The organism is Microcoleus sp. T3_A4 (assembly GCF_036700465.1).
Classification (GTDB): Bacteria; Cyanobacteriota; Cyanobacteriia; order Cyanobacteriales; family Microcoleaceae; genus Microcoleus.
On sequence record NZ_JAUBOY010000042.1, the window covers coordinates 14,436 to 31,336 of the forward strand.

The window sequence follows — 16,901 nt, forward strand, 5'->3', positions numbered from 1 at the left end:
TTGTCGATTAAAAATTAAAGAATTGAAGGCTGTCAAAAAATCTTTAATCTTTAATCTTTAATCTTTAATGCCTAATCCTCGTCAAGTTCGTCACGAGAAAGCGATTCGTAAGTAGGCCGGGAGGGCGATCGCTTGCCCCCAGCATCTGCCATCAAATCCACCTCAACGTGCTCGCTGCCCTCGTCGGACGTATTCACCTTGTGCACAGCAATATCCAAGCACAAAGACTGCAACTCCCGCATCAGCACCTTGAAAGATTCCGGCGTACCGGGGCGCGGAATAGCTTTGCCTTTGACGATCGCATTCAGCGCTTCATTCCGCCCCTGCATATCGTCCGACTTCACAGTCAGCAACTCTTGCAAAGTATAAGCTGCGCCGAACGCTTCCAGAGCCCAGACTTCCATTTCTCCGAACCGCTGACCCCCTTGCTGCGCTTTGCCGCCCAAAGGCTGCTGCGTTACCAGCGAGTAAGGGCCTGTGCTACGGGCGTGGATCTTATCGTCTACCAAGTGAACCAGCTTCAGCATATAAGCGATGCCGACTGTGATCGGGCGATCGAACGGTTCCCCAGTTCGGCCATCGTAGACAATAGTCTTGCCGGGGTGCTTTTCGTTAAACACCCAAGGCTTGCCAGTTTTTTCGCGTGCCTCCTGTAGCTTGCCGTGTACGGTTTCCCGCGACTTTTCAGCGCCGTGCATTTCATCAAAAGGCACCATCTTGAACCGCATCGACAGATTTTCGCCCGCCCATCCCAGCAAGCACTCAAAAATCTGACCTACGTTCATCCGCGACGGTACGCCCAAGGGATTGAGCACTATGTCAACCGGAGTCCCGTCGGGCAAATAAGGCATATCCTCCATCGGCAGAATCCGGGACACAATACCCTTATTTCCGTGGCGGCCGGCCATTTTGTCGCCGACTTGAATCTTCCGCTTTTGAGCTACGTAGACGCGGACGACCATGTTGGCGCCGGGGGGCAGTTCGTCGCCCTGTTCGCGGGTAAACACCCGCACATCCACCACGCGGCCTTTTTCGCCGTTAGGGACGCGGAGGGAATTGTCGCGCACGTCGCGGGCTTTTTCGCCGAAGATTGCCCTCAGCAGTTTTTCTTCCGGCGGTTGGTCGGATTCGCCTTTGGGGGTGACTTTGCCGACTAGGATGTCGCTGGCTTCTACCCAGGCACCTTTGCGGATAATTCCTTGTTCGTCTAGCTGGCGCAGCGCGTCTTCGCCGACGTTAGGAATTTCGCGGGTGATTTCTTCTGGGCCGAGTTTAGTTTGACGGGCTTCGATTTCGTATTTTTCAATGTGGATCGAAGTGTACACATCTTCGTACACTAAACGCTCGCTGATTAGCATCGCGTCTTCGTAGTTGTAGCCTTCCCAAGGCATATAAGCTACGAGGATGTTGTGACCCAGAGCGAGTTCTGCCCCTTCGGTGGAGGAACCGTCGGCGAGCACTTGACCTGCTACGACGCGATCGCCCTCATAAATCAGCGGACGCTGGTTTAAACAAGTATCTTGGTTAGAACGCTGATATTTTTGCAGTTCGTGTTCGATGCAGCCAGCATATTTTTGCTTCCAAACCGAGGGCTGTTTGACTTTGAGATCGTCGTATTCCTTAATCAGGAAATGTTCTTCGCTGGAATTCGATTCGGCATCTACAGCCAGGGGTTTGACAATAATCCGGGTAGCGTCGATGTAAATCACCTCGCCGTCGATCCGGGAAACCACAACCATCCCGGAATCTCGGGCGGCCTGAGCTTCCAAGCCCGTACCAACTAGGGGCCGTTCTGGTTTCAGTAGCGGCACAGCTTGCCGCTGCATATTCGATCCCATCAGAGCTCGGTTGGCGTCGTCGTGTTCCAAGAACGGAATCAGCGATGTCGCTACGGAGACGATTTGCACGGGCGAAATCGCCATGTAGTCCACCTGCATCGGAGTGGTGGTAGTAAACTCTTGGCGGTAGCGGACGGCTACGGTTTCGCCCAAGAGGTTGTTGTTTTCGTCGAGGCTGATGTCTCCGGGGGCGACGCGCAAATCGTCTTCTTCGTCGGCTGTCATGTAAACAGGGGCTTTGTCGCGCAGCACCCGTCCTTTTTCTACTGGATAAAAAGGAGTTTCGATGAAGCCGTAAGGGTTGACGCGGGCGTGGGTTGCCAAGGAACCGATCAGACCGGCGTTGGGACCTTCTGGTGTTTCGATCGGGCAAATCCGGCCGTAGTGGGACGGGTGAATGTCCCGTACTGCAAACCCGGCGCGTTCCCGAGTCAGACCTCCAGGGCCCAAGGCGGAAAGCCGACGTTTGTGAGTCAGTTCAGCCAGAGGGTTGGTTTGATCCATGAACTGCGATAGCTGGGAGGAACCGAAGAATTCCTTGATTGCTGCTACCAGCGGTTTGGGGTTGACCAGAGAAGCGGGGCTGAGGGAGTCGGCATCCGAGACGGTCATTCTTTCGCGGATGATCCGTTCTAAGCGGTTGAGTCCGACGCGCACTTGGTTTTGCAGCAGTTCTCCGACACTGCGGACGCGACGGTTGCCTAAGTGGTCGATGTCGTCGGTGGAGCCGATGTCGAATTCGAGGTTAATTAAGTAGTCGATCGCGGTCAAGATATCTTGCGATGTCAGCACCCGCGTTGTATCGGGGACTGTCAAGCGCAATTTTTTGTTGAGTTTGTACCGGCCGACTCGGCCCAAATCGTAGCGTTTGGGGTCGAAAAAGCGCGAGTTGAGGAGCTGTTCGCCGCCCGCCACGGTGGGGGGCTCGCCTGGACGGAGTTTGCGGTAGAGCTCCATCAAAGCTTCTTCTTCGCCGAATTGTCCTTCTTTCTCGATCGTCTTTTGGAAGTATTCCGGGTGGCGGAGTGAGTCGTAGATTTCGCCGTCTGTGAGTCCTAGGGCTTTGAGCAGCACCTGGGCTGAGAGTTTGCGGGTTTTGTCGATTCTGACCCAGACTAAATCGTTTTTGTCTGTCTCGAACTTGAGCCACGCGCCACGGTTAGGGATGAGCGAGGCGTTATAGGAACGGCGACCGTTTTTGTCGGTTTCCGATTTGTAGTACACGCCGGGGGAACGCACGATTTGGTTGACGATGACCCGTTCGGCGCCGTTGATAATGAAAGTGCCGCGCTCGGTCATCAACGGCAAGTCGCCGATGAAGACTTCTTGTTCTTTGATTTCCCCTGTTTCTTTGTTAATCAGGCGGGTGGGGACGTACATTTGCACCGAGTAGGTGCTGTCCCTGCGCTTGGCTTCGTCCACATCATATTTGGGGCGCTTGAGTTTGAAGTCTTTGCCCATGAAGTGGAGTTCCAGCTTGCCCGTGTAGTCTGTAATCGGGGAGAAGCTGTCGAGTTCTTCGATCAGCCCGGCTTCTAGAAACCAGCGAAAACTTGCCCGCTGGATTTCGATCAGGTCGGGCAAGGTGAAGGCGAATTCTGTGTAATCTTTAGTGGTCATGGGTGTCCTTTTTCCGCAGTGGCTCTAGCTTTTTACATGGCGCCAAGGCTGGGCTTTTTTACCTTGTTGCGTTTTTTTGATGGATTGTGTGAGAGAATTTATATGATGTTTTCGATCGCCTGCCAACTGCTGCAACGGTTATTATTGCTGGTAGGTCGCAGTATTTTTGTGCGGATTTTAGTTTCGATCGAGATGCTTTTAGCTCTGATCTCGTAGTATCCCGGGGTGAATTCCCTACACTTTTGACTCCTAAAATTGACTTGACAGCTATTGCCAAATTGCTGAGGTTCCAAGTTTCTTCTGATGTGTAAGTTTGAGTGTGTAAGTTTGAGGTATTGCGTGAAGTTTTGACCGATCCCGAAGGTTAGCGTACTCGCGTTGTGTTGGTAGTTCCTGGACGACATCGTAGTCGCGGATACTAAGCCAACGCCCGATCGGTTGGTTCTTTTTATTATAGGACGCAAATCCGATCGCAACAGGCAACGCCAAAAGAATCTCCAATAAAGGATGAATCCGGTTTTTCTGGCAGGATAGAAATGGGATTGTCCTGAGCGCTGGCTCCTAAATCGACCTGTTTTCCTCGTTTCTCTGTTCTGCTATAACTAAACTGAAAAGCCGAATAGCTGACAGGCATTTTCGGTTGTCTGCTGGGACAAAGTTAAGAGAGAAACTCCTCTCAATTTAGCAACTTGCTCGGCTACGTAGTAGACATAGGCTGGTTCGTTGCGTTTTCCCCGCTGGGGTACGGGGGCGAGAAAAGGGCAATCTGTCTCGACTAGGATGCGATCGCTATTTACCATACAAGCTGATTCTTGTATTTGCAAGGCTTTTTTAAAGGTGACTGTTCCGCTAAAACTAATGTAGAAACCTAGGTCTAAGAACCACTGGGTTTCTTCGGGTGTGCCTCCCCAGCAATGCATAACCCCGCGCACTGGCCCCCGTGTTTGCCAAAAGTTCCTCAGCATTTCGGCCATTGGGGCGGCGGCGTCGCGACAGTGGATAATGACTGGTTTGTCAAGTTCCTGGGCGATTTCAAGCTGTGCCTCAAACACTTTAAACTGGTGTTCTCGATCGTCAGCTTTATAAAAGTCCAGTCCGGTTTCGCCGATCGCCACTACCCTAGAGTCCGAACTTGCTAATTCCCTAATCTGGCTTGCAGTCTCGTCTTTCCACTTCTCGGCATCTAGGGGGTGGAGTCCCACCGCAAAGGACACTTCTGCAAACTGGTTGGCGATTGCTTGAATGCCGGCAAACTCTTCTGGCTCTACACAAGAATGAACCAGCCGAACTACACCAGCTTCGCGCCAGCGTTCTCGAATGGCTTCTAACTCAGATTTGTAGATTTCAAAGTTGATATGAACGTGAGTGTCGATGAGCTGCATGGGGGAAGCAGATTAGAGGTGATACGGGAGAGTCCTGGTGGGATAGTGCGAGGGGGGAGTGAGAGAGTCTGGGAGTGGGAGTGGGAGAGAGTGTGTGGGAAAAATCTTCCGTTTTCTTTCTTCCTTCTTCCTGCTTCACGCTGGACTTCTTCACGCTTGACTTCTTCCCTCAACATCCATCCCTTCAATCTTGTACACTGCTTCGTTGCCGAACTTTCTGCTTCCTTAAGATGCTACCGATACTTCGTGCGGCTTGAGGGTTCTTGCCAAGCGGGACTTTTTGCGAGCGCCGTTGTTGCGGTGGAGTACACCTTTTTTGACAGCTTTGTCAATTTTGCTGTAGGCCTCGGACATTCGCTGCTGAACTTCTTGCATTAATTCCGGGCTCGGAGCTGCGGCGTACTTGTCTACGGCAGCGAAATATTTCTTCATCAAAGTTTTGACCGCTGACTTGTAAGATTTGTTGTACAAGCGGTTACGTTCGGCGATTTTGACTCGTTTGACGGCGGACTTAATATTTGCCATAGTTCAGTTGCTGGAAGTAGGTATTCATTGATACACCCTAGTCTCAAGACAGTCTCAAGACACGGGGATTTTGAAGGACAACCTTTTCGGGAGCAATCCGCAAAAAGCTTGATTTTTAAGGGCGGAGTGAGACAGCCACTCTCCATTTGCTCAGATTGAGCTGAGTCTGTGGCTACTTTTTGGCGACGCCCGCGCAATAATTTTTTATTGACTCATTTAACTGCCTGTTATTTACCCCTGACAATACCCAAAGGTATGACACGGATGTTAAGGAGGCGTTTTGCGGTGTTTCCACCGTCACGAGTTAAAGTCACGGTTTCTTGCGCGCAATTTTCAAGTATACAATAATTTGGCGTTTTTTTATAAAAAAATTATCAGGTGTTGGAAAAACTAATATAGCACCTATTTTGCTTAAAATCCAATTCTCTGAAAAATCCAAGTTAAGCTATAACAAAGAATACGGGTTATTTGGGCTTCGGCAAGAAGCACTTACCGAAGGTAGAAGGTAAAAAGCTGAAGGTAGAAGGTAGAAGGTAGAAGACAGCCGGATCAGAAGGTAGAAGCTAGAAGGCAGAACCAAAATTCTCCCGCTCGAACACTCTCCCTCTCGGATATTATCGGGGTCGGACACTCTCCCCCTCTGCGTTCCCACCCTCTCCCTCCGCACCCGGTTCTCTGGCGGGCAATTCCTAGAGAAGGTCGTGACTTGTCCTCAGTGTTGCAAAATCCTCGACAGAGATTTAAACGCTGCACTGAAGCCTTGGAAAAGGCCGCGACTCTCGCGGTTTAAGCTTGTGGACTGGTGGTGGCCTACTTCTCTAGGAGATCCCCACAAAAATCCCCAATTGTCAAGCAAATGTTAGTGAAGTTATAGACGGCATTCCTAATCTCCATGCTGCGAATCATTACTCAGTGGGTTGAGGCACAAGCTGAACTGCGACGGATCTGCGATCGCACCCATGACGAACTTGTCGTTCACAAAGAAGCCACCGTGCGGGAGGTGCTGCAAGCTGTAAGGCGCAGAGGCGATCAGGCTGTGCTGCACTACACTGCTGAATTTGACCGCATGACCCTAAATGTGGAAGATTTACGGGTGAGTGGCGCCGAATTGGATGCTGCTTATCAGCAGGTGTCGAAAGAATTATTAAATGCCATCCGGCTGGCTTGCAAACAGGTAGAAGCGTTTCACCGACAGCGCGTACCCAAGTCTTGGGTGCAGTTTGGCGATGACGAGATTGTTTTGGGCAAGCGCTACACCCCGGTCGATCGAGCGGGAATCTACATTCCTGGCGGTCAGGCGTCCTATCCAAGCTCGGTGATCATGAATGCGGTTCCTGCGAAGGTCGCCAAGGTGCCGAGACTGGTGATGTGTACTCCCCCCGGACAGGAAAAGAAAATGAATCCTGCGGTGCTGGTAGCGGCTCAGGAAGCGGGAGTTGATGAGATTTATCGGGTAGGCGGGGCGCAGGCGATCGCGGCTTTGGCCTACGGTACGGAAACTATTCCGAAGGTGGATTTAATTACTGGGCCGGGGAATATTTACGTCACCCTGGCTAAAAAACTGGTTTACGGGACTGTGGGGATCGATTCTCTGGCTGGCCCGTCGGAAGTGCTGATTATTGCTGATGGTTCGGCGAATCCTGTGCACGTGGCTGCGGATATGTTGGCTCAAGCTGAACACGATTCGATGGCGTCGGCAATTTTGCTGACGGCGGATTCGGTGCTGGCTAGGAAGGTGGTGGCTGAGGTAGACAGACAGTTGGCAAATCACCCGCGCCGAACTTTAACAGAAAAGGCGATCGTCAACTATGGTTTAGTCGTGGTAGTTGACTCGCTCAAAGCGGCGGCGGAACTCTCTAACGAGTTTGCGCCCGAACACTTGGAATTGCAAGTTGCAGATCCTTGGGCTTTGCTCGACCAAATTCGCCACGCTGGGGCGATTTTCTTGGGCTGCTCGACGCCGGAAGCTGTAGGTGATTATTTGGCTGGCCCGAATCACACTTTGCCGACTTCTGGGGCTCCGCGCTATGCGTCGCCGCTTGGTGTCGAAACTTTTATGAAGCATTCGAGTTTGATTCAATATTCGCCTGCTGCACTTAAGAAGGTGAGTAGGGCGATTAATGTGTTAGCCGAAGCAGAGGGGCTTCCTTCTCACGCTGATTCGGTGCGGCTGCGGACTGAAAATGAGGGAAAGGGTGAGTTTTAGATGGTAGATTTGAGATTGGCGATCGAGATTTAAGTAGATGAGTGGGAAAATACATAATTAGTCCAAAGCCAGTGAAACGAAGCAATTCGCTGGCGATTATGCTAACTTTACATTCTGTGACAAGTGGCCCAGTTTATTTGCACCTACCTACTGACGCACTCCGGGCTTAAGAAACCCGGTTTCTTCAAGTATCTTGCTTAAATGACGCAATTATGTTAAGAAACCGGGTTTCTGGGTAGATAATAATAATGTTGGTGGGAGCGCGAAATTGTGGACAGTAGGCGACAATCAACGAAAATTTAAAGTCTAAATATCTGAAATTTAAAGGTGAATGGTATTGAATACTGTTTTGGTAGCGATCGACAATTCAGAGTTAGCGACTCAGGTACTGCAAGTTGTAGGACAATTTCAGCTAGAACCAACGGCAAAGGTGATTCTAGTTCATGTTGTCAGTTCTGGTACGGCGGATTTTGACGCGGTTGTCGATCGACCTCACGCTCAGGGAGATGAGATTGCTTACCGAGAGGTAGAGAAGTTGCTGCAATCTTATCAGGAAAAGTTGCCTTGCCAGAGCGAATTGGAGATTGTTTCGGGACAACCTGCAGAAGAAATTGTCCGTTTGGCTCATATCTATAAGGCGGATTTAATTGCGATCGGCTGTCGGGGTTTGACTGGTTTAAAGCGGATTTTGGAGGGTTCGGTGAGTGCGGAAGTTGTCGCTGAAGCTCCTTGTTCGGTGTTGGTGGTGCGCGCCAGATGAGGGGGAAAACCCCATAACCGCTGCAAGCGGTAGAGTAAATATTAACCCAATTGCTGCAATCCCTTAGTGTGCAAGTTCTGCTCAATTTGCTGCATTTCCTCCATATCCTCACCAGCAACTATCCCGTAAATTTCTGTGTAGATTTTTCCGTATTTAACCTTCTCTAAAGCCGACAGGATTATCAAGTCCTTGCGATCGAGTTCTGGTTTCAGAGTGACAAGAATCGATTCCAAAGTCCCATCCATTCGGCAGTCACTGGAATATTTAGCCACCTCCTTTCCCCGCCCCAGTAAGGTATGGCGCTGTAAGCAAAGCGGAGTCGAGCCATTAACTCGGAAATTGGCATCAATAGCATACAACTGTCCCTCTGAGTCTTCCAGCACGTCGAAGCCAATAACGCCGAAATAACCCTGTTGGTGAGCATATTTACCAATAGCGGCAATCATCTCAAAAAACCTAGTCATGTCGGTTTCGCGGTAGTGAATCAGTCCCCCTAAATAGTTGCCCTCTGGGGTGACAAGTTGGCTGGTAGTGCCGATAAGCGTGATATTTCCCGTTTTGCTTACATAAAACTGCACGCAATAGTTCTGCACTTCATTCTTGACGAATTCCGAGACAATAATCGTATCCAGCAACTTAATATCGAGATATTTCCTCACTTCCTGCAAGCAGTAGTTCAGATCGCTGGCGCTTTTGATAATATAAGTGCCTTCTCCAGAAAGTCCGTGGGATGTTTTAATCAAGTAGGGGAATTGCTCTGGTAACTGAATGCTTTCGAGATTGACTTCGTGCAGATTGTAGGTTTCGTATTTCGGGCATTGCACGCCTAATTCTGCTAGCGTTGCTTTGCTGAGTAAGTGGTAGTGGATGTCGGGATCAACGGCGTGTTTTTCGGGTTTGAGATTGTCGAAGGGAAATAGAGTCAGGAGTTTGTCAAAGCGATCGCTTACGCTGAGATCTTCGAGATAGGTTGAGCAGTCTATCATCTCCATACTGCTGTTGCTGAAGCCCAAATGCTCCCGCCAATAGTCAATCAGCGAGTTCGGCGGGGAATTAATCACAATTCCTGGGATGGCATCGCCTAACACAGCCAGATTTTTCCAAGGTTCCTTCTGACCAATCTTGTCGAAAGAAGTTTTGGTGGCTTCACTGCTGCCGTCTTGAATAAAGTATTTTTTCCTGTTGGGGTAAGCAGCCCAACTGGCAGTTGCAGGGTAATTTAGGATGAACGCATAACGTGAATCTGTGATGTCTGGAGCAAACAAATCGGAAAGAGAATTACCCTGAAAGTAAGGAAAATCGTATGTGGAGTTCATAAGAAACCTTCAAGTCGAGTTTGAATTGAACTGTTTTCTCGGCCACTAAGTAGCTCGACATAATTAAACGTAGGGTGGGCAATGCCCGCCCTACAAATTGAAAAAATGTTTATTGATGTCCTGCTACTTAATACCTAAGAAACAAGATATTAGTTGCGGAATTTTAACCCTCTCCAACTAGAGAGAATGCAGCCTCAATAATTTCAATGATGGACGAGTTGTTTTTTCTTAGTGAACACAGCCACCTTGTCCATTTCTTCGGTTCTATAAGCACAAGCCATGTCGGTTGAGTTATGCGCCCAGCCAACCCGCCCTTGAGGGTCTATGAGGATACACCCAGCTTCTCCGGCAACCTTAGATGCCAGAGTCTCAATAGCCATCTGCGCTGCATCGTCTGGGTGCTTGCCGGACGCTAGAATGTCGATCGCCGTCTTAGCCAGAACTACTGGTATAATCGACTCGCCATCGCCTGTGGTCGAGCAACCGCCCTGTTGACTGTCAGCAAACAAACCTGAGCCGATAATGGCGCTGTCGCCGACCCGACCGGCGGGCTTATTCATAGTGCCGCCTGTTGAGGTACCGGCAACTAAGGTGCCGCTGCTGTCCAAAGCTACACAACCAACGGTATTGGGGCGGTCAATAACTTCTTTTTCCTCCTCCCACTCTTCCTGTTGCTCATCCGCGATTAAGTCTTCTTTTGTACACATCTCGGCTCCAATTTCTGCCGCAAAATCTTCTGCGTGATCCGCTACTAAGAACATGGGTTTTTTATCCATAATCTTTCGCGCCACTGAGATGGGATGGCGCACGCCTTGAACATTTGCGAGGGCTCCCCAAGCTAATGAACCGCCTTCCATCATCGCTGCGTCTAGCTCTACCTGTCCCTGGTTGTTGAGAACCGATCCAAAGCCTGCGTTAAATGTCTGGTCAGCTTCCAGAATCCGGATAGCTGCCTCAACAGCTTCTGCTGCGGAACCCCCCCTTGCGAGCACTGCCCAACCAGCTTCTGCTGCTGCGGTACAGCCTGCATTGTTTGCTGCAACCTTGTCTTCGGTGATGGTTTTTGCTCCACCGTGAACAATAATACTCAGTACCATAAATTTCCTTTTTTTTATCTTAAGCTCTACTTAAAAATTCCTTATATTAATCAATTTTTAAGTAGTTTTTTAGCCCTCATAGTTTTATAGGTTAGCGGTGTTTAATTTGGGGTTCTTCTATCTTCAGAGATAATTATTTTTGTCGAGCTTTGTGTTCCTTCAGACCTAGCAATTTACGAATTATTAATAGACATCTGACCAAAGTTATGTCAATAGTGTGAGGCAATTTGGCTTCTAGTTAGTTAGGGAAATTGAAAGATTTAGGGAGTAAAGAAGCGGTAAAATTTAAGGCGATGCACTACAAATTAACAGGCAAAATTGGTAAACGTGAAGAATGAGACTTTGAAAATGATCTCCCCTCCAACAATTTAGCGATCGAGCTTTGGACTTTTATGATTAATCTAAATTGTGTTGCCGGTCTTTGATTTTTGTGCGATTTCTTAAAGTAGACTGACAGCGTTCCCAATAAATTTTAGCGACGCGATCGCCCTGATTCTGATGCCAACACTCTGCAAACAGCCGCGCTGCTTCAGCCAACTTGCCTTCCGAGTAAATCGCCAAAGCTTCTGCAAACAATTCCAGCGTAGCTAACTTGCCCTCTTTAATTTCAGGCGGGTCAGCATCAAACACCTCATAAACTGTTACTAATTCAGATTTTCCCTTGACTTTTACCGTATCGAGGGTGCGGATTGCGTACTGGGAGGGATTTTGTAAACGCGAGTAAGTTTCCTGGGTGATTAATAGCGACACCCCATAATTTTTCGTCAAACTTTCCACGCGAGAAGCTAAATTCACCGCATCGCTGATTACCGTCCCGTCCATGCGATTTGGTCCGCCCACCGTTCCCAGCATCAAAGTTCCAGTATTGATGCCAATCCCAATCTGAATTGGCCCATACCCAGAATTAGCGCGATTTTGATTGTATTCAACGAGGCAGTGTAGCATGGCAATTGCCGCTTTCACAGCATTATCAGCTTCCCCACTAAACAGCGCCATAATCGCATCGCCAATATATTTATCAATAAACCCCTTATTTTCATTAATAACAGGTTCCATACGAGAAAGATAGGAATTGATAAATTTGAAATTATCCTCCGGCGTCATACTTTCCGAAAGCGTAGTAAAGTCGCGAATATCGGAAAATAGCACCGACATTTCTAACTGCACTTGGTCGCCCAATTCCACATCAATTATGCTTGATTTCTCTAGAAAATGGAGGAATTGATTGGGGACAAAACGCTCGTAAGCTTTGTTGAGTTGGAACAGTTCATTGGTAAATCTGATTCGCTCTGTTTCGGCTTTTTTACGCTCCGTGATATCTTGAAAGGCTACAATTGCATAAGAAATATTGTCCTTTTCATCATAGATTGGCGTACCCCAAGCCTCTATAGGAATAATCTTGTTGCCTTGGTGAATTTCCATATCATCTACAGTGGCACTTTCGCCACTCAACGCCCGCGTAGTGGGCAATTGTGCAGAGAGATATTCCTGCTCTGTTCCCGCTTGATAGATTTGATAAACCTCGGGTATTTGCTCGCTGGTGACTTCAGGAATAACTCCTTTACCTAATAATTGGATAGCAGCGCTATTACTATAGTAAGGTTTGCCCGAAGCATCCAGCACTGTCAGCCCTACTGGAATTGCTTCTAAAAATTGAGTGAGCCTGCTCTCACTTTCGCGGACTTCTGTATAAAGTTTAGAATTTTGAATCGAGATCGCCGCTTGTCCCGATAACACTTTTAATAGTTCCACTCTTTCTGGGGTAAAAGCTCCGGCTGTCAGATTGTTTTCTAGGTAAACAATACTGACGATTTGAGCTTGGTTAATTAGCGGCACGCAGAGAATTGATTTGGGCTGATTTTTTTGGATGTACGAGTCCTTGGTAAATTTTCCCTCTCGAACAGCGTCATCCAGTACCACGCTTTCTTGAGTGCGGGCCACATAATTGACAATCGCTTTGGAAAGTTCTTGACAGCTTTCAACGGGGATTGACTGCAACACGGTAACGCGAGCGTCATCAATTTTCCCTTCAGCTTCAATTAATAGCTTTTCGCAGCTTGACAAAATCAGATAACCTTTTTGTGCCCCCGCATTTTCCATCAAAATTTTCATCAAGCTAGACATTAGCTTATCTAGCTGAATTTCGCCCGAAATTGCCTGAGACGCCTTCATTACTGTGGCAATATCTAAATTTGAGCCTGAGCCAGTTGTTGTAGTTTGGGTATCTTTAATAATTGATTGACTGGGCGTGAATAGGTGGGGATAGCGCTTTTCTAAATCTTTGACCTTTGCCGCCGCACCCCAGAGTTGATAGCAGTAACGTGATTCTTGCATATAGGCTCTGGCTGTCAGTTCTTTGCCTTTGGATAAATAAAACTTGGCTGCTAGTTCGTAGGCGAGGGCAGATTCATGGATGTATTCGTTGTCTTTGGCAAGGGCAATTGCTTTGTCATAATAATCCATTGCTCGTGGATCTTTGCCACAAACCCGATAAAGTTCTGCCTCGACCAGATAAAACTTATGCAAATTATTTGCTGGTGCATGACGCGCCCATTTCCGCATCTTTCTCTGGTTGGCTTGCACTTTGCGGAGGTGGCGTTTTTGCTGGAAATAAGCAGTATTTTTTGCTATAGCAAGACGTACTAAAGAATCATAAAAATAGAAATAACTAATTACCAGAGACCCTGTAACACTCTCGATATATTGTTCTGCTGCTTTGGCAGCAATTACGGCTTTTTTTTCTTCACTAAATAAGTAACAAAGTATCAATTTGTTTAAATAGTGATTGCAAATAGCATACCGATCGCTTCGCTTTATTAAGAGCGGCAGCATTACCTGTTCATCATAAAATTTTCCCTTTAGAGAAGTAGTATTTTCTGCTAGATCGCGCAAGTTCAGAACTGCTTGATGATATAGATTCTGCCCCTCAATGATTCTTTCTTGCCCCATTCTACGGATGAGATCAGTATAATTTGCTATCTTTGAATCCAGTTCCCTTAATTCTACGCCACTCAGAAAAGCATAGTGGCAGTGCATTTGAACTGAATAGGCAGCAAATTCCAAGTCTCCCGTTTCCATCCCAACTTGATAATTTTCAAGCTGTAATTTTAAAATTTTCTTGACCGGTTCTCTCCAATGCTTAATAAAATTATTAACTACAAACTCCGTCTTTGCTTTTGCTTCTATAATATTCAATTTGGACAGTAAATCAAGCGCCAGTTGACCAAATTGAAAGCCCTTTTCAATATTTCCAATGACGCCACAAAGCACTATCCCATAATTACTATAAGCAAAAGCCGATTCAGTAGAATTCCCCCCTTTCAAAGATAGGTTAACCATTTGGAAAACAATCAGGAGAAACAACATAGGTTTAGCGGAGTAAGCGGCAGGTGCAATTTTAGCCAAGATACGCATTGCAGCAATATGGTAAGGATCGGTCATAACTGGCCGCTTAACTAAGCTAGCAATCTCTTTGTTACCTATTCTCATCTGGGTTCGCATTAGCTGCCATACAATATGGAATGAGTTAGGTTGTTTTGGCAACTCCACCCCCAACATTTTCAGCACTTCCCTCGAAAGCAGGATCGCCTCATGCAAATTGCCCTGAACATTAGATGCCAGAATTTTTATCTCATACACTTTCACTTGATCTAGCACTGTTTTGGCTTGTGAGAGTAATGTTTGAGCAAATTTATTCATCAAAACAAAATCGGCAAGCAAATAGGCAACTTCGGCTGCTTCTTCATACAGTGAGAGGATGAGAGAATACTGCTGTTTCCAGCTATTGGCTGCTAACAGATCTATCCCTACTTGCAAATAATTCAACGCAGATTGGTATGCAATGGATGCTTTTGCTTTCTGAGCAGCCATAAGATTTAACTGAGCTAGTTCATCTCTTTCTTCTTGAGAAGTCAGTAGGGGCAATCCTTCTGTGGTTGCCCCTACCCCTAAATTCAGTTGATTGACAATGTCAAATATTTTCTCTTCTCGCTTGTCGGCAGAAGTATTTTGCAGCAAAAATTTTCCAATTTGCTGGTGAATATTTGCTTTGTCGGCTTCGGAAATTAGAGAATAAGCAGCTTGGTGTATTCTGTCGTGAACAAATTTGTACTCTAGGGACTGGGAATTGGATAATTTCCCATTCACAGCTAATACCAAATCGCCCATACTACCAAAATGAACAACAAAGTTTTCAGCAACCGCAGCTTGCAAATCATTAATTGTATCTGTAAGGCTTTTTTCACTGGTAATAGATAAGGTAGATAGGTCAAAGTGATTGCCGATACAGGCTGCTACCTTTAACCTCAGTTGCGTATTTTTTGGCAGCTTTTGAATTTTGGTTGCCATCAGTTCGACTACGTTATCAGTAAAATCCCTTGCTTGAATTTGAGCTACTACCCACTGCCACTCTAAGGTCTGAAAGTTAAACTCTAAGAGCCCTTCTGTATAAAGTGATTTCAAAAACTCATTCATAAAAAAGGGATTTCCTCCGGTTTTTAAATGCACTAACTCGGCAATAGAGTTGGCTTTTTCTTGAGAACATTTGAGAGTTTCTGAAATAATTTGAGTGACTGTAGATAATGCCAAAGGCGAGAGGAAAACGCGATTAATAATTGCTCGAGTTTTGGCAATCTCATCTAGTGTTAACATTGACAAATGCCCGGAGGTTACCTCGTTATCCCGATACGCACCAATTAAAAACAGTCCGGGTGATGAAAAACTCATAAGTAATTTAATTAGTTTCAGAGAGGCGCCATCTGCCCACTGTAAATCATCAATAAATATTGCTAAAGGATGTTCTGGTTTAGTAAAGACTTTGATGAAGTTCTGAAATACTAAATAAAAGCGATTCTGGGACTCATTGGAACCGAGTTCAGGCACGGCAGGCTGTTTGCCAATTATCAACTCTACTTCAGGAATTACCTCGAAAATCACTTGACCATTGCTTCCCAAAGCAGATTGAAGTTTCTTCCGCCACTGGTTCAGTTGCGCTTCAGGTTCGCTTAAAAGTTGCTTCACTAATTCTCGAAAAGCCGTAATGATGGCGCTGTAGGGAATGTTGCGCTGGTACTGGTCAAATTTACCCGAAATAAAATAGCCGCGCTTTTGGGTGATGGGTTTGTAGAGTTCTTGCACTAATGCTGACTTCCCGATTCCCGAATAACCTGCCACCAGCATTAATTCGCTTTTATCCGCACTCGCACGCTCGAAGGCTCTGAGTAAAGTTTCAATTTCTCGCTCTCTGCCGTAAAGTTTCTGCGGCAGTTGAAATTTATCGGAAATATCCTGATTGGCTAATGGGAAAGGCTCGATGCTGCCGATGTGTTGCAATTGCTTCAAGCAAGCTTCTAAGTCCGCTTGAATTCCCCTGCCGCTTTGGTATCGCTCCTCCGCCGTTTTTGCTAAGAGTTTCATCACAATATCTGAGACGGCTTTAGGGATTTCTGAATTGACTTCGCAGGGGGGCACTGGCACCTTTGCAATATGGCAGTGAACTAACTCTAAAGCGTCCGATGTCTCGAATGGCAGTTTTGCCGTCAGCAGTTCGTAAAAAGTGACGCCGAGCGAATAAAAATCAGTGCGATAGTCGAGAGCGCGATTCATCCTACCCGTTTGTTCAGGCGAAATATAGGCCAGCGTACCTTCCAGAACTCCAGGCGTTTTCAGTACCGGATTTTCGCGCGTTAGCTGCGTGGAAATACCAAAATCAATAATTTTTAACTGTTCTGTCTCCGGGTTGTAGACAATATTGGAAGGGTTGATATCTTTGTGAATGACGTTAGCCGCGTGAATCTGGCCTAAACTTTCAGCGGTTTTGATCGCAATTTGCAGAAACTCGTTGAGGCTAAACTTTCGCTGCTGCATCCATATTTTCAAGGATTCGCCACCAAAGTCCTCCACAAACATCACGAGGCTGTTTTGGTATTTTTGCAAGTCATAAACTTGTATGACTCCCGCCTCCTTCAACTCTTGGGTGATGCGGTATTCGGTGCGGTAGCGCACCAATTCTTGAGGTGTGGGGTAGCTTTCTTTGAGCAGTTTGAGGATAATTGGCTGGTGATCTGCTTCCCGAATCGCCCGGTAAACCAGAGAGTTGACACTTTCGTAAAGAACCGCCACAACCGCAACGCCTGGAATAGAGAGCATATTGATTTTT

At 47.1% G+C, this 16,901-nt stretch carries 8 protein-coding genes; 2 read left to right on the top strand and 6 right to left on the bottom strand.

The annotated features are described in order from the left end of the window. Positions 1-71: 71 nt before the first annotated feature. The 3 genes from rpoB to rpsT form a co-directional block, all read right to left on the bottom strand. Positions 72-3,458, bottom strand: coding sequence for a DNA-directed RNA polymerase subunit beta (gene rpoB / locus QUA07_RS22035; protein ID WP_333054817.1), 3,387 nt, complete (start codon positions 3,456-3,458; stop codon positions 72-74). A gap of 602 nt (positions 3,459-4,060) precedes the next feature. After that, positions 4,061-4,840: a TatD family hydrolase gene (locus tag QUA07_RS22040; RefSeq protein ID WP_333329228.1), complete on the bottom strand. Its 780-nt coding sequence runs from the start codon at positions 4,838-4,840 to the stop codon at positions 4,061-4,063. Between the two features lie 225 nt (positions 4,841-5,065). Next, a complete protein-coding gene (gene rpsT, locus QUA07_RS22045; RefSeq protein WP_006632886.1) occupies positions 5,066-5,365 on the bottom strand; it encodes a 30S ribosomal protein S20 in 300 nt (99 codons plus the stop codon). A gap of 892 nt (positions 5,366-6,257) precedes the next feature. Here rpsT and hisD point away from each other — a divergent pair. Then, entirely contained in the window at positions 6,258-7,571 is a 1,314-nt protein-coding gene (hisD, locus tag QUA07_RS22050) for a histidinol dehydrogenase (RefSeq protein WP_333329231.1), read from the top strand. 331 nt (positions 7,572-7,902) lie between these two features. Then, positions 7,903-8,331: a universal stress protein gene (locus QUA07_RS22055; RefSeq protein ID WP_333329234.1), complete on the top strand. Its 429-nt coding sequence runs from the start codon at positions 7,903-7,905 to the stop codon at positions 8,329-8,331. Positions 8,332-8,372: 41 nt separating this feature from the next. Here the strand turns inward: QUA07_RS22055 and QUA07_RS22060 are convergent, their stop codons facing one another. From QUA07_RS22060 to QUA07_RS22070, 3 genes are all read right to left on the bottom strand, one after another. Beyond that, a complete protein-coding gene (locus QUA07_RS22060) occupies positions 8,373-9,647 on the bottom strand; it encodes a carbamoylphosphate synthase large subunit (RefSeq protein WP_333329237.1) in 1,275 nt (424 codons plus the stop codon). 203 nt (positions 9,648-9,850) lie between these two features. Then, positions 9,851-10,744, bottom strand: a complete 894-nt coding sequence (locus QUA07_RS22065) for an isoaspartyl peptidase/L-asparaginase family protein (protein ID WP_333329240.1) — start codon at positions 10,742-10,744, stop codon at positions 9,851-9,853. A 396-nt stretch (positions 10,745-11,140) separates the two neighbouring features. Next, positions 11,141-16,891: an AAA family ATPase gene (locus QUA07_RS22070; protein WP_333329243.1), complete on the bottom strand. Its 5,751-nt coding sequence runs from the start codon at positions 16,889-16,891 to the stop codon at positions 11,141-11,143. Positions 16,892-16,901: the final 10 nt, after the last annotated feature.

What these genes read in the sequence shown, in the direction of transcription:
- rpoB (WP_333054817.1), bottom strand. Translation starts at nt 3,458, where the DNA reads ATGACCACTAAAGATTACACAGAATTCGCCTTCACCTTGCCCGACCTG.
- QUA07_RS22040 (WP_333329228.1), bottom strand. Translation starts at nt 4,840, where the DNA reads ATGCAGCTCATCGACACTCACGTTCATATCAACTTTGAAATCTACAAA.
- rpsT (WP_006632886.1), bottom strand. Translation starts at nt 5,365, where the DNA reads ATGGCAAATATTAAGTCCGCCGTCAAACGAGTCAAAATCGCCGAACGT.
- hisD (WP_333329231.1), top strand. Translation starts at nt 6,258, where the DNA reads ATGCTGCGAATCATTACTCAGTGGGTTGAGGCACAAGCTGAACTGCGA.
- QUA07_RS22055 (WP_333329234.1), top strand. Translation starts at nt 7,903, where the DNA reads ATGGTATTGAATACTGTTTTGGTAGCGATCGACAATTCAGAGTTAGCG.
- QUA07_RS22060 (WP_333329237.1), bottom strand. Translation starts at nt 9,647, where the DNA reads ATGAACTCCACATACGATTTTCCTTACTTTCAGGGTAATTCTCTTTCC.
- QUA07_RS22065 (WP_333329240.1), bottom strand. Translation starts at nt 10,744, where the DNA reads ATGGTACTGAGTATTATTGTTCACGGTGGAGCAAAAACCATCACCGAA.
- QUA07_RS22070 (WP_333329243.1), bottom strand. Translation starts at nt 16,891, where the DNA reads ATGCTCTCTATTCCAGGCGTTGCGGTTGTGGCGGTTCTTTACGAAAGT.